The organism is Microbacterium sp. K36 (genome assembly GCF_004794355.1).
GTDB classification, from domain to species: Bacteria; Actinomycetota; Actinomycetes; order Actinomycetales; family Microbacteriaceae; genus Microbacterium; species Microbacterium paraoxydans_D.
Genome location: NZ_SSDN01000100.1, coordinates 93951 through 117237 on the forward strand (window position 1 = coordinate 93951; position 23287 = coordinate 117237).

21 protein-coding genes and 1 riboswitch are annotated in these 23287 nt (G+C 71.8%); of the genes, 16 read left to right on the forward strand and 5 right to left on the reverse strand.

The features are described from left to right. Positions 1–18: 18 nt before the first annotated feature. Complete coding sequence (locus DW296_RS15605; RefSeq protein ID WP_136052954.1) at positions 19–1335, reverse strand: glutamyl-tRNA reductase; 1317 nt, start codon at positions 1333–1335, stop codon at positions 19–21. Between the two features lie 72 nt (positions 1336–1407). Between DW296_RS15605 and hemE the strand changes: the two genes are divergently transcribed. The 11 genes from hemE (at position 1408) to DW296_RS15660 (ending at position 11082) form a co-directional block, all read left to right on the forward strand. After that, the gene (gene hemE / locus DW296_RS15610; RefSeq protein ID WP_136052955.1) at positions 1408–2430 is read left to right on the forward strand and encodes a uroporphyrinogen decarboxylase; all 1023 of its coding nucleotides are present in this window, start codon (positions 1408–1410) and stop codon (positions 2428–2430) included. Between the two features lie 204 nt (positions 2431–2634). Continuing rightward, complete coding sequence (locus DW296_RS15615; RefSeq protein WP_136052956.1) at positions 2635–4134, forward strand: protoporphyrinogen/coproporphyrinogen oxidase; 1500 nt, start codon at positions 2635–2637, stop codon at positions 4132–4134. Between the two features lie 165 nt (positions 4135–4299). Continuing rightward, on the forward strand, positions 4300–4713 hold the full coding sequence (locus DW296_RS15620; RefSeq protein ID WP_136052957.1) for a hypothetical protein: 414 nt from the start codon (positions 4300–4302) through the stop codon (positions 4711–4713). A 1-nt stretch (position 4714) separates the two neighbouring features. Beyond that, entirely contained in the window at positions 4715–5122 is a 408-nt protein-coding gene (locus tag DW296_RS15625; RefSeq protein ID WP_071329218.1) for a phage holin family protein, read from the forward strand. Beyond that, positions 5109–5381 (forward strand): hypothetical protein, encoded by a 273-nt coding sequence (locus DW296_RS15630; protein WP_025104872.1) that lies wholly within the window; start codon positions 5109–5111, stop codon positions 5379–5381. The genes DW296_RS15625 and DW296_RS15630 overlap by 14 nt, the downstream gene beginning before the upstream one ends. A 79-nt stretch (positions 5382–5460) precedes the next feature. Beyond that, positions 5461–6138 carry a hydrogen peroxide-dependent heme synthase gene (gene hemQ / locus DW296_RS15635; protein WP_240743106.1) on the forward strand — a complete coding sequence of 226 codons (678 nt, stop codon included), beginning with the start codon at positions 5461–5463 and terminating at the stop codon, positions 6136–6138. Between the two features lie 5 nt (positions 6139–6143). Next, complete coding sequence (gene hemC / locus DW296_RS15640) at positions 6144–7145, forward strand: hydroxymethylbilane synthase (protein ID WP_136052959.1); 1002 nt, start codon at positions 6144–6146, stop codon at positions 7143–7145. Further along, positions 7142–7939, forward strand: coding sequence for a uroporphyrinogen-III synthase (locus DW296_RS15645; protein WP_071329214.1), 798 nt, complete (start codon positions 7142–7144; stop codon positions 7937–7939). The genes hemC and DW296_RS15645 overlap by 4 nt, the downstream gene beginning before the upstream one ends. Then, positions 7936–8913, forward strand: coding sequence for a porphobilinogen synthase (gene hemB / locus DW296_RS15650; RefSeq protein WP_136052960.1), 978 nt, complete (start codon positions 7936–7938; stop codon positions 8911–8913). The genes DW296_RS15645 and hemB overlap by 4 nt, the downstream gene beginning before the upstream one ends. Before the next feature lie 96 nt (positions 8914–9009). Next, positions 9010–10332 (forward strand): glutamate-1-semialdehyde 2,1-aminomutase, encoded by a 1323-nt coding sequence (gene hemL / locus DW296_RS15655; RefSeq protein WP_136052961.1) that lies wholly within the window; start codon positions 9010–9012, stop codon positions 10330–10332. A gap of 300 nt (positions 10333–10632) precedes the next feature. Further along, the gene (locus tag DW296_RS15660) at positions 10633–11082 is read left to right on the forward strand and encodes a hypothetical protein (protein ID WP_136052962.1); all 450 of its coding nucleotides are present in this window, start codon (positions 10633–10635) and stop codon (positions 11080–11082) included. 50 nt (positions 11083–11132) lie between these two features. Here DW296_RS15660 and DW296_RS16600 read toward each other — a convergent pair whose 3' ends face one another. Beyond that, the gene (locus DW296_RS16600; protein WP_205808029.1) at positions 11133–13106 is read right to left on the reverse strand and encodes an ATP-binding cassette domain-containing protein; all 1974 of its coding nucleotides are present in this window, start codon (positions 13104–13106) and stop codon (positions 11133–11135) included. A gap of 110 nt (positions 13107–13216) precedes the next feature. On the opposite strand from DW296_RS16600, the gene DW296_RS15670 reads away from it, so the two are divergent. Further along, positions 13217–14278: an enoyl-CoA hydratase/isomerase family protein gene (locus tag DW296_RS15670; RefSeq protein WP_240743107.1), complete on the forward strand. Its 1062-nt coding sequence runs from the start codon at positions 13217–13219 to the stop codon at positions 14276–14278. An 8-nt stretch (positions 14279–14286) separates the two neighbouring features. Here DW296_RS15670 and DW296_RS15675 read toward each other — a convergent pair whose 3' ends face one another. Next, positions 14287–14682 carry a GntR family transcriptional regulator gene (locus DW296_RS15675; RefSeq protein ID WP_136052964.1) on the reverse strand — a complete coding sequence of 132 codons (396 nt, stop codon included), beginning with the start codon at positions 14680–14682 and terminating at the stop codon, positions 14287–14289. Then, positions 14679–15701 carry a hypothetical protein gene (locus DW296_RS15680; RefSeq protein WP_136052965.1) on the reverse strand — a complete coding sequence of 341 codons (1023 nt, stop codon included), beginning with the start codon at positions 15699–15701 and terminating at the stop codon, positions 14679–14681. Before DW296_RS15680 ends, DW296_RS15675 begins: the two co-directional genes overlap by 4 nt. 203 nt (positions 15702–15904) lie before the next feature. Between DW296_RS15680 and DW296_RS15685 the strand changes: the two genes are divergently transcribed. Then, positions 15905–17632 (forward strand): ABC transporter ATP-binding protein, encoded by a 1728-nt coding sequence (locus DW296_RS15685; protein WP_136052966.1) that lies wholly within the window; start codon positions 15905–15907, stop codon positions 17630–17632. Continuing rightward, the gene (locus DW296_RS15690; RefSeq protein ID WP_136052967.1) at positions 17629–19905 is read left to right on the forward strand and encodes an ABC transporter ATP-binding protein; all 2277 of its coding nucleotides are present in this window, start codon (positions 17629–17631) and stop codon (positions 19903–19905) included. The genes DW296_RS15685 and DW296_RS15690 overlap by 4 nt, the downstream gene beginning before the upstream one ends. A 57-nt stretch (positions 19906–19962) precedes the next feature. On the opposite strand, the gene DW296_RS15695 is transcribed toward DW296_RS15690, so the two are convergent. Then, on the reverse strand, positions 19963–21444 hold the full coding sequence (locus DW296_RS15695) for a D-alanyl-D-alanine carboxypeptidase family protein (RefSeq protein WP_136052968.1): 1482 nt from the start codon (positions 21442–21444) through the stop codon (positions 19963–19965). 70 nt (positions 21445–21514) lie between these two features. Further along, positions 21515–21626, forward strand: a riboswitch (TPP riboswitch). Between DW296_RS15695 and DW296_RS15700 the strand changes: the two genes are divergently transcribed. Next, entirely contained in the window at positions 21617–22258 is a 642-nt protein-coding gene (locus tag DW296_RS15700) for an ECF transporter S component (protein WP_136052969.1), read from the forward strand. Its footprint overlaps the riboswitch before it by 10 nt. Then, on the forward strand, positions 22258–23287 hold a 1030-nt coding region (locus DW296_RS15705), incomplete at its 3' end, for an ABC transporter ATP-binding protein (RefSeq protein WP_205808032.1). The genes DW296_RS15700 and DW296_RS15705, both read left to right, overlap by 1 nt.

The window sequence follows — 23287 nt, forward strand, 5'->3', positions numbered from 1 at the left end:
GTCTCCCACCCCGCGGGATCAGGCTGTGGCGGCGTCCTCGACGGTGTCCGCGGCAGGGGTGATCCCGTACAGCGTCGCAAGCGCGGCGGCGAACTCGTCCGCGCGACCGGCGGCGGCGAGCTCATGAGCCCGAACGGTCGGCGTGTGCAGCAGCACGCCCGAGAGGTGACGCAGGGCCTGCTCGACCTTGCCGTCCTCGTCGCCACGCGCACGCGCACGGTCGATCTCGCGCTCCAGCAGTTCGAAGATGTGCGAGCGGAAGGCGACGACCGACGGGGTCACGCTCTGGCGGGCGCCGACCACGTGGAAGGTCTCCGCGGCTTCGCGGACGACGCTCCGGGCGGCGTCCGTCGCCTGCAGCTCCTCCAGCGGGGCGTGCAGGCGGATGGTCTCCAGGTCGAGCAGCGCGACGCCCTCCAGTGCAGCCACGGCCGGGTCGACGTTCCGCGGCATGCCGAGGTCGACCACGAGCCGGCTCGGGACACCGGTCGTGCCGCTGGTGGCGACGACGGGGCAGCCCGCGGCGGCGAGGCCGACCGGGAGCTGCAGGTGCTCCGGGCCCAGCACGGGCTCGGTCGCGGTGGTGCAGGTGATCAGCAGCGTGGAGTGCGCCGCCGTGCGGGCATACTCCTCGGCTGGCACCGGGCGGATGTCGTGCTTCGCCGCGAAGATCTCCGCGCGGCCGGACGGGGAGTAGACGGAGATATCGACGGCACCGCGCTCGCGCAGGGTCGCGAGAGTGACGGCCGCGTAGGCGCCCGTACCGACCAGCAGCACGCGCTCGGCGGCCCAGTCGGCGATGCGGCTGTCCGCGAGCTCCAGCGCGAGGCGCACGAGCGAGCGCCCGGCGCGGCCGAGGGCGGTGACGTTCTTGACCTTGCGCTGCGCCTGGCTCGCGCGCTGGAACAGCCGCTCGAGCTCGGGAGACGTGGTGCCGTCCTTCCGGGCCGACTTCAGCGCCCGACGGACCTGGCCGGCGATCTCACCCTCACCGGAGACGACGGACTCGAGGCCGGAGGCGACGGAGAAGAGGTGCTCGGCGACGCGGCGGCCGGAGTGCACGGCATAGGCGCCGTCGAGATCGGCGGCGGGGATGCCGGTCGCGGACTCGACCGCCTCGATCACGGCTTCCACGCCGATGGCGCCGGCCGCGGTCACCGGCTCGTCCATCTCCACGTACGCCTCGAAGCGGTTGCACGTCGCCAGGACCACGGCACCCTGCACGCACGGCGCCATGCCCACGATGGTGGGAGCGACGTCGTCGGGGGTGCGGCTCAGGCGTTCGAGCAGTTCGAAGGAGGCGGTCTTGTGACTCGCCGTCACACACAGCAGCACCCTTCGATTGTACCCGAGCATCCGAAGCCGGGACTCGGCTGCTCCCTATACGCCGGATGGGAGGATGGGGGCATGGCACTCTCCGACGCCCCGCTGCTGTGCGCCCTCACCGGCGACCGCCCCGCCACCGCTCCGGTCTGGTTCATGCGCCAAGCCGGCCGCTCCCTGCCCGAGTACCGGGAGCTGCGGGTCGGCACGAGGATGCTCGACGCCTGCCTCACCCCCGACCTCGCCGCCGAGATCACCCTGCAGCCGGTGCGGCGGCACGGCGTCGACGCAGCGGTCTTCTTCAGCGACATCGTCATCCCGCTGCGTCTCGCCGGCGTGGAGGTCGAGATCGAGCCCGGTCGCGGCCCCGTCTTCGCGAACCCGGTGCGGACGGTCGCGGACGTCGACCGCATCACGGCCATCGATCCGGAGAGCCTGGACGGCAGCGCCATCGCGGAGGCCGTCGGCATCGTCGTCGCGGAGCTCGGCGACACCCCGGTCATCGGCTTCGCGGGGGCGCCCTTCACCCTCGCCGCGTACCTCGTCGAGGGCGGTCCGTCCAAGGAGCACCTGCGTGCGCGCGGCATGATGCACGCGGAGCCCGAGGCCTGGCACCGTCTCGCGGGCTGGCTGGCGCAGATCTCACGGCGGTTCCTGGAGACGCAGCGCGATGCCGGCGCCGCGGTCGTGCAGCTCTTCGACAGCTGGGCGGGCTCCCTCAGCCCCGCCGACTACCGCACCTTCGTGGCGCCGCACTCCCGCACGGCGCTGGACGGCATCGGGGTCCCGACCATCCACTTCGGCGTCGGCACCGGTCCCTTCCTCGGCGACATGCGGCTCGACGGCATCGCGGACGGTGTGGGGGTCGACTGGCGGCTGCCCCTCGATGAGGCCGCCGCGATCCTCGGCCCCGACGTCTCGGTACAGGGGAACATCGACCCCGCGTTCCTCGGCGCGCCGTGGCCGGTGCTCGAGGCGCATGTGCGCGACGTGCTCGAGCGCGGTCGCGCGGCCCGCGGACACATCCTCAACCTCGGCCACGGCGTGCCGCCGGAGACCGACCCCGACCAGCTCACGCGCATCGTCGAGCTCGTGCACGCCGGCTGACCTCCGTTCGAATCGCCTGCTTTGCTGGATCTGCGGCCCAGATGCAGCCATTCACGCGATTCGAAGCGCGCGCGCCAGCCGCAGGTCCGACAGACCGAAGCGTCGGGCCTGACCTCCGTTCGAATCGCGCACCTGGCTGCATCCGCGGCGATTATCCGGCCAATCGGGCGATTCGAAGCACAGGGGCGGTGAAAGGATGGAGGCATGAGTCCCGAGCACCCCGCACCCGCCGACCTGGCCGCCCGTGCCGCACGGAAGCACGTCGTCGTGGTGGGTGGCGGCGTCGGCGGACTGGTGGCCGCCCGCGAATGCGCGAAGGTCGGCATGCGGGTGACGCTGCTCGAGGGGTCAGAGGCCCTGGGCGGCGTGATCCGCAGGGTGGCCCTGGACGGGGTCGTCGTCGACGCCGGGGCCGAGAGCTACGCGACGAAGGGCGGACACGTCCGAGCCCTCGTGGACGACCTCGGCCTCTCCGACCGCGTCGTGACGCCGCAGGCGGGAGGGGCGTGGCTCGCCGGGCTCCCCGGCGGCGGCGCGGCTCCGCTTCCGGCCGGCGGCATCCTCGGCATCCCCGGCAACCCGTTCCAGGACGACGTCCGCCGCATCATCGGCTGGTCCGGCGCCTGGCGGGCCTATCTCGATCGGGTGCGCCCGCCGCTCACGATCGGGCACCAGCTCAGCCTCGGTCGCCTCGTCGCCTCGCGCATGGGGGAGAAGGTGCGCGACCGCCTCGTCGCCCCCGTCACGACCGGCGTCTACTCCGCGTCCCCGGACGACGTGGACATCGATGTCGCCGCCCCCGGACTCAACGCCGCCCTCACCCGCGTCGGTTCCCTGTCCGGGGCCGTGCTGGCCCTCCGCGGTGAGGGCGCGTCGCGCGGCGCGAAGACCCCGGGCGCGGCCGTGGAGGGCCTCGTCGGCGGCATGAACGTGCTCGTCGACGCCCTGGCGGCCGACCTCGACGAACTCGGCGCGACCGTGCGCACCCACGTCCGTGCTCGTCGCCTCACCACCGACGGCACCACCTGGCGCGTGCTGGTCGAGGAGCCGGCCGCGGAGGAGCAGGTCGAGGGGGAGGAGACGACCCAGGAGGCGGAACTCGTGGCCGACGCGGTGATCGTCGCGACCTCCGAGCACACGGCGCGGGAACTGCTCGCGGGCGTCGTGCCCGCTCTCGCAGCGGCCGACGCCGCGCCCGCCCCCGAGATCGAGATCATCAGCCTGCTGCTGGACGCGCCCTCGCTGCGCACCGCACCCCGAGGCACCGGCGTGCTCACCGTGCCGCACAGCCACACGGCGAAGGCGCTCACGCACTCCACGGCGAAGTGGTCGTGGGTGCGGGAGGCGGCCGGCGACCGCGAGGTCGTCCGCGTCTCGTTCGGCGCCCAGGGCGAACCGGCGGCCACCGCGGCGTTGGTTGACGACGCCGCGATCGAGCTCGCCCGCCGGGAGGCGTCGGCGCTCCTGGGGGTCCCCCTGACCGCCGATCAGGTCGTGGCGGGTCATCGGGGGCGCTTCGTGCAGGCGCAGCCCGCGTCGATCATCGGGTCGGGGGCACGGCGCGCGGCGGCGCGTCAGGCCGTGCAGGCCGTGCCAGGGCTGGCCGCCGTGGGCGCGTGGCTCGCGGGCACCGGGCTCGCGCAGGTCGTCCCGGATGCCGCGGAGGAAGCGGAGCGCCTGCGCCACGCCCTCCTCTGGGACTGAGCGCGCGCGGCGCGCGAGTGCGGTCGGGCGCTCCGTGTCAACCCTCTGATCGATTGATGCCGAAATCGGCATACGGCGTTACGCTGGGTACCTGATCGCGGTGGAGACGCGGGCGATCGGCGTCCCCCGGGACGGACCACAGCCGGAACAACGTGAGGAGACCCCATGAAGGGGAAGATCGGACTCGTCGTCGGACTCGGCGTCGGCTATGTGCTCGGCACCCGCGCAGGACGCGAGCGCTACGAGCAGATCAAGACGCAGTGGCTGAAGGTCTGGAACACCGACCCGGTGCAGGAGCGCGTGGACAAGGTCAAGGGCTTCGTCGGCGACAAGGCCGCCGCGGTCCCGGGCGCCGTCTGGACCGGCGCCGTGAAGATCGTCAAGTCGGTCACGGGCGACGGCACGCCCGGGCAGAAGCTGGACGCCGTCATCGCCTCCGGCAAGGACGCTGCCGAGGAGATCTCTGACGCCGCGGAGGACGCGGTCGACGAGGTCAAGGAGCGCGCCGCCGAGGCCCAGAAGCCCGCCGGGGCGAAGCCGGCCGCGAAGAAGCCCGCCCCGCGGAAGTCCGACGACTGACATGCCCCGCGGATATCGGGATCGCGCCGACGACAGTCTGTTGACGCTGCTCGGCGACCTGCCGGAGCTCGTCACGAATCTGGTCAAGGCCGAGATCGACGCGGCCAAGGCGTGGGTGTCGCGCACGGCGAAGGACGCTGGGGTCGGCTCGGTCTGGTTCCTCGTCGCGCTGTTCTTCCTGTTCTGGGCCGTGCCCGTGATCCTCGTCTTCGCGATCGCGGGACTGTCGTCGTGGTGGCCGGTGTGGCTCTCTGCACTGGCGGTCTTCGGCATCCTCATCGTCGCCGTGCTGCTGTTCGCGCTGCTCGGCATCCTGAAGTTCCGCAAGGTGCTCCGCCGCCAGAACCCGGCGCAGGCCGTGGCCGAGGACATCCGAATCGTGAAGGAGGCCGGCGATGAGCACCCCTGAGTCGCTGCCGCGCACCGCGGTCCCCGCGGGCATCGTCGACCCCGTCGCCTCGGCGCGGGCCGAGTTGAAGGCGGCCCTGGCCGCCATCGAGGTCAAGGGGAACATCCCGCGACGCGTCGAGAAGGCGTCCGCACGGGCTGCTGTGAAGGCGCGCGCGTTCGCGGACCGCAACCCCGCCGCGGCGATCGCCGCGACCGTGGGGATCGCCGCCGCCGTCGGTGGGGCTGTGTGGGCCATCGCCCGCGCCATCGCCCGCTGATCCACCCGCGCACCGCCCTCGCGTGGGGGCAGTATTCCCCTGATTAGCGGCTCCTCCGCAAAGGGGGCAGACTGGGATCATGTCCGACCTGCGCGAAGAGAACCCGTCCGGTTACACCCTCTGGGCCGTCTGGCGACGCAACCCCAACGCCCCCGTCACCGAGAACGATGCGACCGAGCTCGAGTCGATCGTCTCCTACATCGAGGATTCCGGCGTCACCGTCCGCGGCTTCTACGACGTCTCCGGGCTCAAGGCCGACGCGGACCTCATGGTGTGGCTGCACGGCGCCACCGCCGAGGAGCTGCAGAAGGCCCTCCGCCGCCTGCGCCGCACCGAGATGCTGCGCTCGCTCCTCCCGGTGTGGAACGTCATGGGTGTCCACCGCGATGCGGAGTTCAACCGCGCGCATGTCCCCGGCTTCCTCCGCGGCATCGAGCCCAAGGACTGGCTCTGCCTCTACCCGTTCGTCCGCACGCCCGAGTGGTACCTCGCGCCGGAGAGTGACCGGCGTGCGATGCTCGCCGATCACGGGCGCAAGGGTGCGGCGTTCACCGGCGTCATCGCCAACACCGTGGCTTCCTTCGCCCTGGGTGACTACGAGTGGCTGCTGCCGCTCGAGGCCGACGAGCTGACCGACCTCGTCGACATGATGCGCGACCTCCGCTACACCGACGCCCGCATGTTCGTGAAGGAGGAGGTGCCCTTCTACACCGGGCGCCGCCTGCGCCTCGACGAGATCGCGGACGTGCTGCAGTAAGCGCCATGAGCACCCCCATCCGTCTCGGCACCCGTCGCAGCGCGCTCGCGCAGGCGCAGTCCGGTCACGTCGCCGCCGCGCTGGAGAAGGTCACCGGTCGCCGCGTCGAACTCGTCCCGATCACCAGCGAAGGCGACACCAACCGCGCCTCGCTGTCCGAGATCGGCGGCCTCGGCATCTTCGCCACCCGGCTCCGCGAAGCCCTCCTCGCCGGTGAGTGCGACTTCCTCGTGCACTCGCTGAAGGACCTCCCGACAGCGGTTCCGGAGTCGCTCGTCATCGCGGCGACGCCCCGACGGGAAGACGCCCGCGACGTCGTGCTCACCCGCCACGGCATCCCCCTGCACGAGCTGCCCGCAGGGAGCGCCGTCGGCACCGGCTCGCCGCGACGCATCGCGCAGGTCCACCGTCGTGCGCCCCGCGCCCACGTCGTGGACATCCGCGGCAACGTCGACTCCCGCCTCGCGCGGGTCGCGTCCGGCGAGCTGGACGCCGTGATCCTCGCTGCTGCCGGACTCTCGCGGCTCGGCACGGACTCGCCGCTGCATCGCGAGGAGCTGGGGCTGGCGGAATGGCCGACGGCTCCGGGCCAGGGGTCTCTGGCCGTCGAGACGCGGGCGGATGCGCCGGAGGACCTGCGCACGGCGCTGTCGGCGCTGGATCATCGGGAGACGCGGCTGGCGATCACGGTCGAGCGCGCCATCCTGGAGGGACTGGATGCCGGTTGTCAAGCCCCCATGGCCGCGCACGCGATCGTCCAGGGCTCCGAGATCCGCGTCAGGACGGTGGTCTACGCCCCGGACGGCGGTCGTCGGATCGGGCTGGACGTCACGGAAGCCCTGAACGGGGAGTATATTCATCGGAACGGCAGTGGCAATGGTGCGGATGCTGCCGATGGTGCAGACCCGATGCACGCAGCGCGTGAACTCGGGCTCGCTGTTGCCCGTCGGCTGCTCGATCAAGGGGCGGCCGACCTCGTCCCTCAAGAGCAATCCGAATTGTCATGACCACTTCTGAAAGCAAGCAGGACCGACCGCTGGACGGCTGGCGCATCCTCGTGCCCCGTGGCGGCCCCTGGGGTGACAGCGTCGCCGCGAGCCTCCGGGCTCTGGGCGCCGTCCCCGTCGTCGCCCCCCTCATCAACTTCGCTCCGACGACCGATCAGGCGACGCTCGACCGCGCGCTGGAGCAGCTCGCGGCCGGGGAGTTCGACTGGCTGACCGTCACGAGCGCGACCACGGTGGACGTGCTGTTCGCGCACCGTGCCGTCGTGCCGAAGACCACGAAGATCGCGGCCGTGGGCGAGACGACGGCCGCGGCGCTGCAGGCCGTGGGCTACGAGGTCGCCCTCGTCCCGGAACAGGACAACTCCGCGCAGGGCATGGCGCAGCAGCTCATCGCCCTGGAGCATGAGCCGCGCCGTATCCTGGCCCTGCGCAGCGAGATCGCCAAGCCCGTCCTCAGCCTTCTCCTGTCCGACGCGGGGCACGACGTGCACGGGGTGGTCGCCTATCGCACGGTCGGTGTCCCGGTGACGGAGCGCATCCGCCGCGACGTCGAGAACGGCCGGATCAACGCGATCCTCATCACCAGCGGATCGGTGGCCGAGCAGGTGCGCGAGCAGTTCCCCGAGATCCCGGACGAGACGCTGCTCGCGGCCATCGGCCCGCGCACGGCCAAGGACGCCGAGCGTGCCGGTCTCCCCGTCTCGGTGGTGGCCGATCGGCAGACCATCGACGCGCTGATCGATGCCGTGTCGCAGTTCACCCTTCCGCACGCGGCAGACGAGTTCGCGCCGTGAGCTTCCCCGACATCCGTCTGCGCCGACTGCGCCAGTCGCGCGCTGTTCGCGACCTCGTGCGCGAGACCTCTCTCGAGCCGCGCCAGCTCGTGCTCCCGCTCTTCGTCCGCGAGGGCCTCAGCGGGCAGGTCCCCATCGGATCGATGCCCGGTGTCGCTCAGCACTCGATCGATTCGCTGCGAGCGGCCGCCGTCGAGGCCGCCGAGGCCGGAGTGGGCGGCGTCATGCTGTTCGGCGTTCCCGCGGTCCGCGACGCCCGCGGCTCCGGCGCGGACGACCCGCAGGGCATCCTGAACGTCGCCACGGAGGCGCTGGCGGCCGAGGTCGGTGATGCGCTCGTCGTGCAGACCGACCTCTGCCTCGACGAGTTCACCGACCACGGGCACTGCGGCGTCCTCGCCTCCGACGGCTCGGTGGACAACGACGCGACCCTGGAGCGGTACGCCTCGATGGCTCTCGCCCAGGCGCGCGCGGGCTCGCAGCTGCTCGGGCTGTCCGGGATGATGGACGGCCAGGTCGCCGTGATCCGTCAGGCGCTCGACGCCGAGGGCTTCACCGACACCCTCATCCTGGCGTACGCCGCGAAGTACGCGAGCGCGTTCTACGGCCCGTTCCGCGAGGCCGTGGACTCGCAGCTCCAGGGCGACCGCCGCACGTATCAGCTCGACCCCGGCAACCGTCGCGAGGGCGTGCGCGAGGCGCTGGTCGACGAGGACGAGGGCGCCGACATCGTCATGGTGAAGCCGGCGATGGCCTTCCTCGACGTGCTCCGCGAGGTGCGCGACGCCGTGACCGTCCCGGTCTGGGCGTACCAGGTGTCGGGCGAGTACGCGATGATCGAGGCCGCCGCCGCGAACGGCTGGATCGATCGGCGCGCCGCGGTCCTCGAGTCGCTGCTGTCGATCCGCCGCGCGGGCGCCGATGCCGTGCTCACGTACTGGGCCACCGAGGCGGCCCGCTGGCTGCGCGGCTGACCCGTCCTGCTGACTGCCGGCGGCCTCCGGGGGAGACGCGGCGGGCTAGCCTGGAAGGGATGCCGGGAGAGTTCCGTGCATCACGGAGGAGCCTCGATGACCGACCGCAATGACGACCTTTTCTCTGCCGCCCGAGCGGTGATCCCCGGTGGGGTGAACTCTCCGGTGCGCGCCTACGGGTCGGTCGGCGGGACGCCCCGGTTCCTCGCCTCGGCGCGTGGCGCCACCGTGACCGACGCCGCGGGACGCGAGTACGTCGACCTCGTCGCGTCCTGGGGCCCCGCGCTGCTCGGACACGCGCAGCCCGAGGTCGTCGCCGCGGTGCAGGAAGCCGCGACCCGCGGGCTCTCCTTCGGTGCGCCGACCGAGGGGGAGGTCGAGCTCGCGGCGCTCATCGCCGACCGCGTCCGCTTCGGCGAGATCCGTCCCGTGGAGCGCGTCCGTCTCGTCTCGACCGGCACCGAGGCCACCATGACGGCCATCCGCCTCGCCCGCGGTGCGACCGGCCGCGATCTGCTCGTGAAGTTCGCCGGTCACTATCACGGCCACTCCGACGGCCTGCTCGCGGAAGCCGGATCCGGGGTCGCCACGCTGGCGCTTCCCGGTTCGGCCGGCGTACCCGCGCCGATCGCCGCGCAGACGCTCGTGATCCGCTACAACGACCCCGAGGCGCTCGCCGCCGTCTTCGCCGAGCACGGTCCCCGCATCGCGGCCGTCATCGTCGAGGCCTCGGCCGCGAACATGGGCGTCGTCCCTCCGCTGCCGGGCTTCAACCGCCTCATCGCGGAGACCGCGCACGCCCACGGTGCTCTGATGATCCTCGACGAGGTCCTCACCGGCTTCCGGGTGCACCCCGCGGGCTTCTGGGGCCTCCAGGCGGCGGCGGGGGAGGACTACCTTCCCGACATCCTGACCTTCGGCAAGGTCGTCGGCGGCGGTATGCCGCTGGCGGCCCTCGGAGGTCGTGCCGAGGTCATGGACCTCCTGGCCCCCCTCGGTCCCGTCTACCAGGCGGGGACGCTCTCCGGGAACCCGCTCTCGGTGGCGGCGGGCCTGGCCACGCTCCGCCTCGCGACGCCGGAGGTCTACGCGACCGTCGACGCCGCAGCCGCTCGGGTCTCGACGGCCCTCGACCGCGCGCTCGCCGACGCCGGGGTGACCCACGCCCTCGCGTCCGCCGGCAACCTCTTCAGCGCCTCGTTCCGCGCCTCCGCTCCGCGCGACTACGCCGAGGCGCAAGCACAGGAGTCGTTCCGGTACGCGGCGTTCTTCCACGCGATGCGCGAGCACGGCGTCGCGCTGCCGCCGAGCGTCTTCGAGGCCTGGTTCCTCACCGCCGCCCACGGCGAGGACGAACTGCAGCGCATCGAGGAAGCCCTGCCGCATGCCGCGCAGGCGGCCGCCACCGCGCGCCCCTGACTGCTGCCGCCGCTGCCTTTTCCCGCGAGGACAGGCGCCCGCGCGGGAACAGGCACGGCTGGACCCTGCTGCCTGATGTCGAGCGGATGCCTGCGTAGGGAGCGGTGGTCGCGAGGCCGTCGACATCAGGTCTTCGCGCGGGGTCAGGCTTAGGCCCGCGGCAGCGCCTGTTCTTGCGCGGCGGCCTGTCCTCGCGAACGAGCGGTGAGGGCAGAGCGTGGGGGATTCCGACAAGGGATCGTTGCGTTCCTGTGAGCAACTTCCAGCCAACCGGGAGGGCGGCGCTGGCAGACTGGGGGCATGGTGACGTTGTTGCTGGACCAGACGCAACTCGAGGTCGTGCTTTCGCCCATCGAACGTGCCGCCACCTTCCACCGTGAGAACGTGCGCATCGTGCGCGACACGATCACCAAGGTCCAGCTGACGGATGACGCCTGGACCTGGCTCCGCGGGGTCCCCAATCCGGGTACCCACATCCCGGGCGTCCTGGCAGCCGGGAGCTGGAAAGCGGCAGGCAGCCTCGACTTCGTGCTGATCCGTCGCCGTCGCCCCAGCGTGGTCGTCGATCTCGAGGGCGACCCGCAGTACAACCGCCTGATCCTGACCACCCGGCACGGCCTCGCGCTGACGCAGGCGCTCCGCCTTCCGGTCTCGGAGGAGCCCGCGACAGTCGAGGAGATCGTCGCCACGGCCCCGACTCCGGTCTCGAAGGGCAGCCGCCGGCCCGTCATCCGGCCGCGTCCGGCCTGACCCCAGACGCAGAACGCCCTCCCGATCGGGAGGGCGTTCGTGTGCGCGGTTCAGCCGTGGTTCTCGTCGGAGTGCGCCCCGTGGTCTTCGTCCGCATCGGTGTCGGGCGCCTGTTCCTGGTCCGGAGCATGCGCACCGGACTCCTCCGAGGGCTCGCCCTCCGAGGACTCCTGCTCTTCAGGCGATGCGGCCTCGGCGGGGGCGTCGCCCTCCCCGGACGCGAGCGGGTAGTCCCGGGGCTCGTCCTCGTAGTAAGCGCGGGCGGCGGCGGCGAGCATGGAGCTCACGGCCGCGGATCGCGGGTCCTCGTCGTCGCTCGCGGGGTCGGACGCGTCTGCCGGCTCCGTCGTGTCGGCGGTCGCGCCCTCGTCGTTCGGGGCGGCCGCGGCGTCGAGCTCGGCGAAGAACTCCACGCCCGCGGGGCCCGCCTCGTCGGCTGCGGACTCCGCGGCCTCGGCGCCGATCGAGCCGTCGGCGGCGTCGATCTCAGACGGAGCTTCAACCCCCTCGGCCTCGGCGCCCTCTGCGGGGAGGGACGCGTCGCGCGTCGTCTCGTCCGACTCCCCTGGGGCGGGAGCGTCCTGTCCCGCCGACTGCTCGGGCGACGTGCGCGCCTCCCCGGCCTTCGTGTCTTCGTCTGCCATCTCGGCGGAGGATGCCGCGAACAGGGCGGCGAAAGAGCGTCGCGGGGACTCGGTCGCGGGCACCGGCGCGGGAGCGCCGGAGAGGATGTCGTCGAACGAGCGCGAGGAGTCGGACTCCGCATCGGACGCGGTGTCGGGCGTCGCGCCCGTCTCCTCCTCGACATCGGCCAACGTCAGCGCGACGGTCTCCTCGACGACGGGGACGACCTGGGTGGCGTCATCGTTCGCAGCGGTCTCCACCACGGTCACGAGCGGGGTCGTCTCGTCGTCGACGGGGCCCTCGGCTCCCACCGTCTCGTCATCGTCGTCGGACTCCGTGGCCGCGGCGTCGCCGGGGGTCTCCGTGCTGAGGTCATCGGCGAGAGCCGCGGCTCCGCCGGCCGCGAGGGCCGAGGCGGCGGCACCGGCGGCCGCATCGCCCGTCGTGGTCGTCTGGGCGTCGGTCGCCGAGTCTTCGGGCTGCTCCAGTGCAGGCGCCGTGTCGAAGCGGCCGCCGCGCATGAGGTCGATGAAGACGTCCTCCAGCGTCGGGCCGCGCTGCACGAGGGTGCTGAGAGCGATGCCGGCGTCCGCCGCAACGGCGCCCACCCGGCTCGCGTCCGTGCCCCGCACGGTCAGACCGGAGCGGAGCACCTCGATGTCGAAGCCCGCGGCGACCAGGGCGGTCGTGAGGCCGGGACGATCGACGGAGTCGACCACCACCGAACCGCCGGCCGGGTCGGCCAGCGTCTCGATGCCGCTGGACAGCACGAGGCGTCCCTTGGAGAGCACGAGCACGTGGTCGGCGACCTGCTCGATCTCGCTAAGCACATGGGAGGAGACCAGGACCGTGCGGCCTTCGTCGGCGAGGCGACGCATCAGCAGGCGCATCCAGCGGATGCCCTCCGGGTCGAGACCGTTCGCCGGCTCGTCGAAGACGAGCGCTCCCGGGTCGCCGAGGAGTGCGTGGGCGACGCTGAGGCGCTGGCGCATGCCGAGCGAGAATCCGCCGATGCGGGTATCCGCTTCGCCCTCCAGGCCGACGAGGGAGATGACCTCGTCGACGCGCGCCAGGCGGATCCCGTTGGCCTTCGCTGCGATCGTGAGCTGACGGCTGGCCGTGCGGCGCGGCCGGTAGGCCGTCTCCTCCAGCACCGCGCCGATGGTGCGCAGCGGCTGACGCAGCTCGGCGTACGCGACGCCGCCGATCGTGGCGGTGCCGGACGTGGCGCGCACCTGGCCGAGCAGGATGCGCAGGGTCGTCGTCTTGCCGGCGCCGTTGGGGCCGAGGAAAGCAGTGACCGCGCCGGGCTCGACCCGTGCGGAGAAGTCCGAGACGGCCGTCACCTCGTTGAAGCGCTTCGTCACATTCGTGAATTCGAGCACCTGTCCTTCGGGCATCCGGGACCTCTCGTTGCGATGAACAGTTCCTCCTATCCTGCCGGAAAACCGCCCCGGAACCCGCATTTCGTGCGGAATCCGGCCGCATGCGACGGGGTAGCCTGGCACCCGTGACCGATACCCCCGCCGCGCCCCGTGTCCTCATCCGCACCGAAGGAGCGCTCGGGCGGCTCACGCTCAACCGCCCCGAGGCGATCAATGCGCTCGACGAGGACATGATCGCGACCATCACGGAGGCGCTCATCGCCTGGCGTGACGACTCCGACGTGCAGATCGTCCTCCTCGACGGCGAGGGCGAGCGTGGGATGTGCGCAGGTGGCGACGTGCGCCGCCTGCACAGCCAGATCACCTCGGGTCATCCGGAGCAGTCCGCGGAGTTCTTCCGTCGGGAGTACGCGATGAACGCCATGATCGCGGAGTACCCCAAGCCCGTGGTCGCGCTCGCCGATGGCATCACGATGGGCGGCGGCATCGGTCTCGCGGGGCATGCCGCGATCCGCGTGGTCACCGAGCGCTCGAAGCTCGCCATGCCGGAGACCCGGATCGGCTTCACGCCCGATGTCGGCGGCACCTGGCTGCTGGGGCGGGCGCCGGGGCGCCTCGGCGAGTACCTCGGTCTCACCGGGACGACGATGAACGGTGCCGATGCCGTGTACGCGGGATTCGCCGACCACTTCGTCCCCTCCGACCGCCTCGATGCCCTGCGTGAGGCTCTCGCCTACCGCGCCGATCCGACGAGCCCCAGCGAGATCGTCCTGCTGTTCGACGAGACGCCGGAGCCGTCTGCGCTCCCCGCCGCGCGGGAGTGGATCGACGACGCCTTCGCCGCCCCGACCGTCCCCGAGATCCTGGAGCGGCTCCGCGCGCTCGGCACCGACGAGGCTGCGGCCGTCGCCGACCTGCTCGACGGGCTGGCCCCGACCGGGCTCGTCGTCACGCTCGATGCCGTGCGGGAGGCGCGGGGGATGAGCGGGCTCCGAGCGGCACTCGAGGGCGAGTACCGCCGGGTGCTCTGGTTCGTGAACGAGCACCCCGATCTCGTGGAGGGGATCCGGGCGCAGGTCGTCGACAAGGACCGCGACCCGAAATGGCAGCCCGCATCCCTCGCCGAGCTCGGACCCGACGCCGGGGAGCCCGCCCGCGACTACGTCCCGCAGCCGGCGCTGTTCTGACGCGCGCCTCAGCTCTCTTCGGGGACGACGGCGGCGCGGCGGCGGGAGTCCCAGGTCGCCCGGATCACGTCGGTGACATCGTCGGGTTCGAGGCCGGCCTCCTGCGCGGCGTCGACCAGCTCCCGAATCCGCCGGATCACCGCCGCCGGCAGCACGGCGGCGGAGTCTGCGACGCGTGTGCCCGCCGCGGTGCGTGAGACGACCAGGCCGTCGGCTTCGAGCATCTTGTAGGCGCGCGCAGCCGTCCCCGGAGCGACGCCGAGGTCGCCGGCCGTCTGCCGGACCGACGGCAGACGTTCGCCGGCGCCGAGCTGGCCGGAGACGATGAGCCCGCGGAACTGCCGATAGATGTCCCGAGCCGGAAGCGTGTCGTCGGCGGCGGACAGCGGAGAGCGCGGCGTCATCGCGCGTCCTCCGGCTGCCGCGTCGCCGCCGTCGCGGAAGCCCTCGACCTGCGGGCGCGGTCCGGTAGCAGGGCCGGCGCCGCGAGCACCAGGAGTGCTACGGCGACGACCTCCAGCACAGGAGCCGCCGCACCGGCCGCGCGGGCGATGTCGGCATACCGCCAGACGATCTCGAACGTGCCCTCGCCCTCGATCGTCAGGGGCCCGATCCGCCCCGCGCTCCCGATGAACCGCCAGGCGGCGGCCAGCGTGAGCAGGATGCCTCCGGTCGCGATCTGGGCGACCCCCGCGGCGATCCGGCGACGTTCGCGGTGTTCGGCGGGAACGGTCTGCGGACGGAGGAACGGACGTGTGGCGTTCGCCCACAGCGCCCACATCACCGCCCCGGCGAGGAGCGCGCAGCAGAGCAGCACCGCGACGCCGTACGCCCACCCGTAGAACCACAGCCGCACCGGGTCGACGTCGGTGTTCGGTGCGGGGATCTCCAGGAACACGAAGGGCCCGCCGTCGATGTTCGAGGAGGCGCAGCCGGCCGCGATCGTCGTGAGGATGAGCCCGAGCAGCGCGATGCCCGCCGCCACGATGCCGCCGCGGGAGCTGAAGGAGAGCCAGGTCCGCCGGGTCCCGGTGGCCACCGGCTGGGTCGCGTGGCGCGCACCTCGAACGCCGATCGCGAGCCCCAGCGCGGCGATGACGGCGGCGGTGGCGAACACGGGAGCGGCGTAGCGCCACCAGGACACCTCGCCGTCCAGCGGCAGCACGTGCCGGGCGAGCACCTCCACCGTCACCCCCGTCCCGAGGACCACCAGGGCGCCGCCGGCGAGGAGCCGTCGCTCGGGCGAATAGCGTGCGCCCACGGCGACCGCTTCATCGCGCGTCAGCCGGGTCGCCGTCGCCGCACGCGCGCGCCACCAGGGCGTGAAGGTCAGAAGCGCGGCGATGACGAGGCCGACGGCGAACGAGACGACCGGCGACGAGAGGACGGCACCGACGATGTCGGGCGGGGTGGCGTTCGGCATGACGGACTCCGTTCTTTGTGTCATATGTCTATCACAAGTTGTGTCATTCAAGTGATACATACGCCGGTTCGCTCTGAGCGAAGGTCCTCCCGGAGGGGGATCCGAATGTCGCCGCTTCGTGGCACCCTGTCCTATGGCCGGTCGTCGGTCGGCATCCGTCTGCCGGGAGACCCGCCGCCTCCTCCTTCCGAGAAAGTACGCCTGTGCTGGGAAAACTCCTCCTCCGATATCTGTCTCGCTACAAGTGGCTCCTCGTCGCCGTGCTGGTCTTCCAGTTCGCCAGCGCGGCCGCCACCCTCTACCTGCCCCGCCTCAACGCCGACATCATCGACAAGGGCGTCGCGCAGGGCGACACCGCGTACATCTGGCGCACCGGTCTGTTCATGCTGGCGGTGTCGCTCGGCCAGATCGTCGCCTCGGTCATCGCGACCTACTTCGCCGCCCGCGCCGCGATGGGGGCGGGCCGTGACATCCGCGCCGACGTGTTCGGCAAGGTCAGCGGCTTCTCCGAGCGCGAGGTCTCGCAGTTCGGCGCCGGTTCCCTCATCACCCGCAACACGAACGACGTGCAGCAGGTGCAGATGCTCGCGATGATGGGCGCGACCATGCTCGTCACGGCGCCGCTGCTCGCGATCGGCGGCATCATCTTCGCCGTGCAGACCAACGCCGGGCTGAGCTGGCTGATCGCCGTCTCGGTCCCGGTGCTGCTCCTGCTCGCGGCACTCGTCATCGGCCGGATGGTGCCGCTGTTCCGCAGCTACCAGGGCAAGCTCGACAACGTGAACCGCATCATGCGCGAGCAGCTCACCGGCGTGCGCGTGGTCCGGGCCTTCGTCCGCGAGCGCATCGAGGAGGAGCGCTTCCGCGGCGCGAACACCGACATCATGGTCGTCGGCCGGAAGGTCGGCTCGCTGTTCGTGCTGCTCTTCCCGCTGTTCATGCTCATCCTCAACGTGACCGTGGTCGCCGTCATCTGGTTCGGCGGCATCGAGGTCAACAACGGAACCGTGCAGGTGGGCACGCTGTTCGCCTTCATGCAGTACATCGGTCAGATCATGGGCGGCGTCATCATGGCGAGCTTCATGGCGATGATGATCCCGCGCGCCGCCGTCTCGGCCGAGCGCATCGGTGAAGTGCTGAACACCGAGTCGACCATGACGCGACCGGCGGACGGCGTCACCGCCTTCCCGACACCGGGAGCGGTCGCGTTCGACGACGTGGAGTTCACCTACCCCGGCGCCGACGCCCCGGTCCTCAGCGGCATCAGCTTCGCCGCCGAGCCGGGCGAGACCGTCGCGGTGGTCGGCTCCACCGGCTCGGGGAAGACCACGCTCGTCTCGCTCATCCCTCGCCTGTTCGACGTCTCGGGCGGTGCGGTGCACGTGGGGGGCACGGACGTCCGCGACGCCGACGTCGAGGCGCTGTGGGACAGCATCGGCCTCGTGCCGCAGCGTCCCTTCCTCTTCACGGGCACCGTCGCGTCCAACCTGCGCTACGGCCGCGAGGACGCCACCGACGAGGAGCTCTGGCACGCGCTGGAGATCGCTCAGGGGCGCGACTTCGTGGAGGAGATGCCGGACGGCCTCGACTCCCGCATCGCCCAGGGCGGCACGAACGTGTCCGGGGGACAGCGACAGCGCCTCGCGATCGCGCGGGCCCTCGTCCACCGCCCGCAGGTGCTCGTGTTCGACGACTCGTTCTCCGCGCTCGACCTCACCACCGACGCCCGGCTGCGGCAGGCGCTCTGGCGGGAGCTCCCGCACGTGACGAAGATCGTGGTCGCGCAGCGCATCTCCACCATCACCGATGCCGACCGCATCGTGGTGCTGGAGGGCGGCACGATGGTCGGAGTCGGCACCCATGAGGAGCTGTTGGAGACCAGCGAGACCTACCGGGAGATCGTCGAGTCGCAGCTGGGGGTGGACGCATGAGCGAGCAGGACCCTTCGACAAGCTCAGGGACCCAGGGCCGGCGCCGTCGCGGACGGGGTGCGGCCGCCGCGCCCACGGCCGAGCGGGAGCTCACCGCCGAGGAGCAGTACGAGGCCGAGCTCGCCGAGCAGGCACGGCAGAACTCCGGCGACTGGGACAGCGTCGCACCGGGCAAGGCCGACAACTTCGGCACGAGCTTCGCCCGGATGATCGGGCTGCTCAAGCCCTCCGCGGTCTGGTTCGTCTTCGTGTCGATCCTCGGAGCGATCGGGGTCGTGCTGACCGTCGCCGCCCCGAAGGTGCTCGCCGAGGCGACGAACATCGTCTACCGCGGCTTCATCTCCATCCAGCTCGGCCAGCCCAGCGGAGACTTCCCGGGATTCCCGGCGGGGACGCCGCAGGACGTGGTGGTCGACGCCCTGCGCGACGCCGGACAGACCGACTTCGCCAATCAGGTCGGAGCGCTCGGCGACTTCCGAGTCGGCGACGGCATCGACTTCGACGCGCTGGGCTGGGTGATCGCGGCCGTCCTCGCGATCTACGTCGTGGCCGCATTCCTCAGCTGGCTGCAGGGGTACGTCATCAACGTCATCATGGTCCGGACCATGTGGCGCCTGCGGGAGTCCGTCGAGGCGAAGATCAACCGGCTCCCGCTGGCGTACTTCGACAAGGTGCAGCGCGGCGAGCTGATCTCCCGCGTGACGAACGACATCGACAACATCACCCAGACCATGCAGCAGTCGCTGTCCGGTGCCCTGACCGCCGTGCTGACGGTGATCGGCGTGCTCGTGATGATGTTCTCGATCTCGTGGCAGCTCGCGCTGGTGGCGCTCGTGGCACTCCCGCTCATGGGCGTGATCTTCGGTGTCATCGGACCGCGCTCGCAGAAGGCCTTCGGCACGCAGTGGCGCAAGGTCGGCCGGCTCAACGCCCGGGTCGAGGAGGCCTTCTCCGGGCACGCGCTGGTCAAGGTGTTCGGCCGTGAGCAGGACGCTCTGGACAAGTTCAAGGCAGAGAACGAGGAGCTGTTCCAGGCGAGCTTCAAGGCGCAGTTCCTCTCCGGCATCATCATGCCCGCGATGACCTTCGTCGGCAGCCTGACCTATGTCGGCATCGCGGTGCTCGGCGGCCTCATGGTCGCCAGCGGCCAGCTGCGACTCGGCGATGTGCAGGCCTTCATCCAGTACTCGCAGCAGTTCACCCAGCCGCTGTCGGAGCTGGGCGGCATGGCTGCTGTCGTGCAGTCCGGCACCGCGTCGGCGGAGCGGGTGTTCGGCCTGCTCGATGCCGACGAGCAGGAGGCCGACGATCCTGATGCCCCCGCGCTTCGCGAGGGGGAGGGCGTGATCGAGTTCGAGAACGTCTCCTTCTCCTACTCGCCGGAGCGTCCGCTCATCACCGATCTGTCGTTCCGGGTGGAGCCGGGGCAGACCGTCGCGATCGTCGGACCCACGGGTGCCGGCAAGACGACGCTCGTGAACCTCATCATGCGGTTCTACGAACTCAGCGGCGGACGGATCACGCTGGACGGTCAGGACATCTCGACCATCACGCGTGACGACCTCCGGTCCCGCACAGGCATGGTGCTCCAGGACCCCTGGCTGTTCGCCGGGAGCATCCGCGAGAACATCCGCTACGGACGCTCGACCGCGACGGACGAGGAGGTGCTGGCCGCCGCGCGGGCGACCTACGTCGACCGCTTCGTGCACGCGCTTCCGGATGGGTACGACACCGTGCTCGACGAGGACGCGTCGAATGTCTCGGCCGGTGAGCGGCAGCTCATCACGATCGCCCGGGCGTTCGTGGCGCAGCCGTCGATCCTCATCCTTGACGAGGCCACCTCGGCGGTCGATACCCGCACCGAGCTGCTGCTGCAGAACGCCATGGCCGCGCTCCGGCAGGGGCGCACCTCGTTCGTCATCGCGCACCGGCTGTCGACCATCCGCGACGCGGACCTCATCCTCGTGATGGAGCACGGCGACATCGTCGAGAAGGGCACGCACGACGAGCTCATCGCCGCGCAGGGCGCGTACTGGCGCCTGTACCAGTCGCAGTTCGAGCAGGCGGCGACCGACCTCGACGCCGAAGCGGCTCTCACCGGATCCTCGCCGGTCGTCGTGACCGGCGACGCGGACGAGGAGGCGAGCGCGCAGGAGCAGGCGACGGACGCGGTGGCCGGAGCGTCGGTCGGCGCCCAGCTCCCGGCGGCCGAGACCGCAGCGGCTCGGGCACTCCTCGACGACGGCGCTGACGGCTCCACGTCTCCGTCCTGACCCGCCTCACGCACGACGCCCCACTCCGGATCGGAGTGGGGCGTCGGTCGTCAGCGCTCAGTCGGCTCCGGCGATGCCGAAGAGCTCGAGGGGGTGGGTGAGTCGCCACCACGGGCTCGGACCGTCCAGATCCTCGTCGAGGACGAGGGCGGTCTCCGTGCTGTCGACGGGACCGGTCGTGGTCAGGGTACCGACCGTCCCGTCCGCCTCGCGTTCCTCTCCGAGATCGAACACCGGCGTCGCCGTCGCGCTCGCTCCGTTCCACAGCACGACATCGGCGTCTTCACCGGCGACCACATCGATGCGCTCGCCCCAGACGGTGAGGACGCGCCCGACCACCGTGCCTGCCGGCACGGCCGGGCCCTGGGCCTGCAACGCCGCTTCCGTCTGAGCGAACAGGGCGCGGGTGAGGGCGAGGCGCGCCTCGTCGTCCTCCTGGTTCAATGCCGCGGCGTAGAGCCGGACCGTCGCGTCGCCGATGACGACGTCCTTGGCGGTCAACAGGTTCCAGCCGACGAGGGTGCCCGTCTTGATGCCGACGACTCCCGGATCGGCGAGCATGCCGTTCGTGTTCTCGACCGTCCCGGCCCCGGGCAGGTCGACGGACCGGGTGCCCACGATCTCGGCGAACACCGGATTCCGCATCGCCATCTCGCCCAGGGCCACGAGGGCTTCCGGGGTGGCGACGTTGCGCTCGTCGAATCCGGACGGCGTCACCACGGTGATGCCGGAGAGCCCGCGCTCGCCGAGCCAGACCTCGGCCGCCGCAGCGAACTCCCGGTCGGACCCCCAGATCTCCGACGCCAGCCGGTCGATGTAGTTGTTGGCCGAACCGAGCAGGGTGCCCTGCAGAAGCTGGTACTCGGTCAGCACTCCGCCCACCGGCACATCGAGCGCCGACTGATTCGAGATCCGGTAGTCCCAGTACCGGACGCTGTCGGCGTAGGTGAAGGAGAACTCCGGGCCCTGTTCGCCGGGGGCCAGCGGAAGCCGGTCCAGCACCATGAGACTGCTGACGACCTTCGTGATGCTCGCGATGCTCACCGGAGCGGTGGTCGACGCCGCGGTGGTCATCCCGGCGATGCCGACCGCCCCGTCGCCGACCGCCGGCCAGGCGAGCGCGGCGGTGGGGGCGGCGACGGGGGTGAACTCGACCGCCTGGACAGTCGGGGCCACCTCGTGCAGCGGCCAGAGCAGCGTGGTGCCGGCGTACGAGGCGACGAGGCCGACGAGGACGCCGAGGGGGACGAGCAGGCCGGGGCCGACGATCGCGGGGCGCAGCTTCGCGTCGCGGAGCAATCCGGTCTCCTCCTCCGTGCCGACCGACGCATCGAACTCGGGTGTCGACGACTCCACGGCGACGATCGTCGGGTCCACCCAGGTCAGCGCGGTCGCCGGTGCCGAGGCATCGGCCCACGCCACCGCTTCCGTGACGGGAGGGTCGACGGCGGGCACGGCGGACGCGGATGCGGGGTCTTCGGGCCGCGCGTCGACGCCGACGCCGCCGGACGCCTCTTCAGGGGGATCGGAAGCGGTCACTCGCTTACGGTACCGAATCCGGCCCCGAATCCGCCGTGCGCGGCGCGGGACGCGCGGACGGTAGGATCGACAGCACAACCACGGGAGTCCGGCGAGCCGGGCTGAGAGGGAGCGAATCGCGCTTCGACCGTCGAACCTGATCTGGGTCATGCCAGCGCAGGGAGGAGTTCACATGAGTACGTCCACGTCCGCATCCCCGTCGAGGAACACCGCGGCCGCTCCGGCGCGGGGCTACCTGCGCTGGCGCGTCATCGACATCGTCGTCGCCAGCGTCCTCGGTGTCGCCGCCGGTCTGATCTTCCTGGCCTGGAACGTCGGTTACCTGGGGCCGAAGGCCCTGCTCGAGCCGCTGCTTCCCGGCCTCCAAGGGCTCCTCGACGGCCCGTGGCTCTTCGCGGGTGTGCTCGGCGGGCTCATCATCCGCAAGGCAGGAGCCGCGATCTACGTCGAGCTGCTGGCCGCCGTCGTCTCGGCACTCATCGGCAACCAGTGGGGCGGCTTCCTCACGCTCGAGGCCGGTCTCGTGCAGGGCCTCGGCGCCGAGCTGATCTTCCTGCTGTTCTTCTACCGCCGCTGGTCGCTGCCCGTCGCGATCCTCGCCGGGGCCGGTGCCGCGCTCGCGGGCGGCATCAACAACCTCGTCCTCTGGTATGCCGGGTCCGGTCCCGCCTTCACGACGATCTACCTCGTCAGCACCGTGATCTCCGGGGCCGTCATCGCCGGTGCGCTGTCGTGGGTGCTCGCTCGCGGCATCGCGGCGACCGGGGCTCTGGACCGGTTCGGCTCCGGGCGCGAGGCGCGCGTCCGCGTCTGATGTCCGCGCAGTTCGCTCCCGCCGGCGTCGAGGCCCGCGGCTGGGGTTGGCGACACGCGAGCCGCCACGCCTGGGCGCTGCGCGACGTCTCGTTCCGCATCGAGCCCGGCGAGCGGGTGCTGGTGCTCGGCGCCTCCGGTGCGGGGAAGTCGACGCTGCTGCACGGCCTCGCCGGTGTGCTCGGCGGCGAGGAGGAGGGGGAGAGCGAAGGCGCGCTGCTCGTCGACGGCGACCCCGCCGCGGCGACCCGCGGGCGGGCCGGGCTCGTGCTCCAGGACCCCGACTCGCAGGTGATCCTCGCCCGTGCCGGTGATGACGTCGCCTTCGGGTGCGAGAATCTCGGGGTGCCGCGTGCCGAGATCTGGCCCCGCGTCGAGGCGGCGATGGCCGGCGTCGGACTGGACGTGCCGCTCGATCACCCGACCGCGGCGCTCTCCGGCGGTCAGAAGCAGCGCCTCGCCCTGGCCGGCATACTGGCGATGGGCCCCGGGCTGGTGCTGCTCGACGAGCCGACGGCGAACCTCGATCCGGAGGGCGTGCGCGAGGTCAGGGATGCGGTGGAGCGGATGCTCGCCACGAGTCCCGCCACCCTCGTGGTCGTGGAGCATCGGCTCGAGGTGTGGTTGCCGCTCCTCACGCGGGTCATCGTGCTGGGCACCGGCGGGGTGGTGGCGGACGGCACTCCCGCGGATGTGCTCGGTGCGCAGGGCGAGCGCCTGGCCGCGGACGGCGTCTGGGTGCCCGGCCGGCCGCCCGCCGAGCCGCCGGCACCGCGGGCGGCTCCCGGGGAGGTGCTGCTGTCGGCGCGCGGGCTCGCGGTCGCACGGGTGAAGGGGCGTCCGGTGGCACAGGGCATCGACCTGGAGGTGCGTGCGGGTGAAGCCGTCGCGATCACCGGGCCCAACGGTGCAGGCAAGTCCACGCTGGGCCTGACCCTCGCCGGACTCCTCCCTCCCGTCGGCGGTGCCGTGTCCGCGGCCCCGGTGCTCGCGCAGGGGGCGGATCCGTCCCCGATCCGCTGGGCCTCCC

What these genes read in the sequence shown, in the direction of transcription:
- hemE (WP_136052955.1), top strand. Translation starts at nt 1,408, where the DNA reads ATGGCACTCTCCGACGCCCCGCTGCTGTGCGCCCTCACCGGCGACCGC.
- DW296_RS15615 (WP_136052956.1), top strand. Translation starts at nt 2,635, where the DNA reads ATGAGTCCCGAGCACCCCGCACCCGCCGACCTGGCCGCCCGTGCCGCA.
- DW296_RS15620 (WP_136052957.1), top strand. Translation starts at nt 4,300, where the DNA reads ATGAAGGGGAAGATCGGACTCGTCGTCGGACTCGGCGTCGGCTATGTG.
- DW296_RS15625 (WP_071329218.1), top strand. Translation starts at nt 4,715, where the DNA reads ATGCCCCGCGGATATCGGGATCGCGCCGACGACAGTCTGTTGACGCTG.
- DW296_RS15630 (WP_025104872.1), top strand. Translation starts at nt 5,109, where the DNA reads ATGAGCACCCCTGAGTCGCTGCCGCGCACCGCGGTCCCCGCGGGCATC.
- hemQ (WP_240743106.1), top strand. Translation starts at nt 5,461, where the DNA reads ATGTCCGACCTGCGCGAAGAGAACCCGTCCGGTTACACCCTCTGGGCC.
- hemC (WP_136052959.1), top strand. Translation starts at nt 6,144, where the DNA reads ATGAGCACCCCCATCCGTCTCGGCACCCGTCGCAGCGCGCTCGCGCAG.
- DW296_RS15645 (WP_071329214.1), top strand. Translation starts at nt 7,142, where the DNA reads ATGACCACTTCTGAAAGCAAGCAGGACCGACCGCTGGACGGCTGGCGC.
- hemL (WP_136052961.1), top strand. Translation starts at nt 9,010, where the DNA reads ATGACCGACCGCAATGACGACCTTTTCTCTGCCGCCCGAGCGGTGATC.
- DW296_RS15660 (WP_136052962.1), top strand. Translation starts at nt 10,633, where the DNA reads ATGGTGACGTTGTTGCTGGACCAGACGCAACTCGAGGTCGTGCTTTCG.
- DW296_RS16600 (WP_205808029.1), bottom strand. Translation starts at nt 13,106, where the DNA reads ATGCCCGAAGGACAGGTGCTCGAATTCACGAATGTGACGAAGCGCTTC.
- DW296_RS15675 (WP_136052964.1), bottom strand. Translation starts at nt 14,682, where the DNA reads ATGACGCCGCGCTCTCCGCTGTCCGCCGCCGACGACACGCTTCCGGCT.
- DW296_RS15680 (WP_136052965.1), bottom strand. Translation starts at nt 15,701, where the DNA reads ATGCCGAACGCCACCCCGCCCGACATCGTCGGTGCCGTCCTCTCGTCG.
- DW296_RS15690 (WP_136052967.1), top strand. Translation starts at nt 17,629, where the DNA reads ATGAGCGAGCAGGACCCTTCGACAAGCTCAGGGACCCAGGGCCGGCGC.
- DW296_RS15700 (WP_136052969.1), top strand. Translation starts at nt 21,617, where the DNA reads ATGAGTACGTCCACGTCCGCATCCCCGTCGAGGAACACCGCGGCCGCT.